This is a genomic window from Marinobacter maroccanus (assembly GCF_002933275.1).
Taxonomy (GTDB): Bacteria; Pseudomonadota; Gammaproteobacteria; order Pseudomonadales; family Oleiphilaceae; genus Marinobacter; species Marinobacter maroccanus.
Genome location: NZ_PSSX01000044.1, coordinates 1 through 1,238 on the forward strand (window position 1 = coordinate 1; position 1,238 = coordinate 1,238).

1 protein-coding gene is annotated in these 1,238 nt (G+C 54.2%); it reads right to left on the reverse strand.

Features of this window, described 5'->3' with window-relative positions; genetic code table 11:
• Positions 1-8: 8 nt before the first annotated feature.
• A protein-coding gene (locus KEHDKFFH_RS19950; protein ID WP_104323516.1) for an IS3 family transposase occupies positions 9-1,171 on the reverse strand; the annotation gives its coding sequence in 2 pieces (ribosomal slippage) (positions 9-916 and positions 916-1,171; 1,164 coding nt in all).
• Positions 1,172-1,238: the final 67 nt, after the last annotated feature.

Genomic DNA, 1,238 nt, shown 5'->3' on the forward strand with positions numbered 1-1,238 from the left:
TGTAGTGGTCAACTAATCCCGGACAGTATTTTAAGGTTTTCCTCTGCTGCAACGGGAGAAATGCCACCGTTGAACGTATGAGGTCTTTGCCGGTTGTAGTAGTCCATCAGATAGCCACCAACATCTTTTTGGGCCTCAGGCAGATTTCGATATCCCAGGGCCGGTACCCACTCAGATTTCAGACTTCGGAACAGCCTTTCCATCGGGGCATTGTCCCAGCAGTTGCCACGCCGGCTCATGCTTTGGGTCATTCGATAGCGCCAGAGCCTCTGACGGAACTTACGACTGGCATACTGACTTCCCTGGTCCGAGTGGAACATGACTTTCTCTGGCCGACCACGCTGTTCCCAGGCGTGATCCACAGCTTTTACAACCAGGTCTGCATCAGGACTGGATGACATTGCCCAGCCAACAACTCGCCGGGCGTACAGGTCCAGCACCACAGCCAGATAACTCCATCGCTGGCCGCTCCAGATGTAAGTAATGTCACCACACCAGACCTGGTCGGGCTGCTCTACTGCAAATTCACGATCCAGGTGATTCGGGATATCCGGCCGTTCAACGGTGGCCTGCTTGTAAGCGTGAGGGCCTGGCTGCTTACAGATCAGGCCCAGTTCGCTCATAAGACGTCGAACCTTGAAGCGACCGACGACAACACCTTCCTCGCTGAGCAAGCCTTTGATTGTCCGGCTGCCGGCAGAGCTGCGGCTCTTGGTAAACAGGCGGTTTACCTGAGCCTTCAGGGCCAAACGCTCTATATCCACATGGTTCCGCTGTTGGCGGTACTCGTAATAGCTTGAGCGACTGATATCAAACGCATTGCAGACCATTTCAACAGGCATTCGCTCACTCAACTGGTCTATCAGCGCGTACGATTCATGTCGTCCGACATCAAGAGAGCGGTAGCCTTTTTTAGTATGTCTTTCTCCTGTTCAAGGCGCTTGCAGCGGGCTTCCAGCTCCTGGATACGGCGCTGTTCCGGGGTTAACGCCTTGCCCTTCGGGGTGACACCGTCACGCTCCTCGGTCAGTTGGTTAACCCAGCGCCGGATAGCGCTTTCACCAATTCCCAGAGACACGCTCGCCTGGGGAATCGTGTAACCTTGATCCAGCACCAGGCTGGCTGCTTCCTGTTTGAACTCAGGAGAAAAAGAACGTCGCTTTCTGGTCATCAGACACCTCGTTTATGGTGGCGATATTACCACCTACGTTGGTGTCCGGAATCATTGAACCACTACA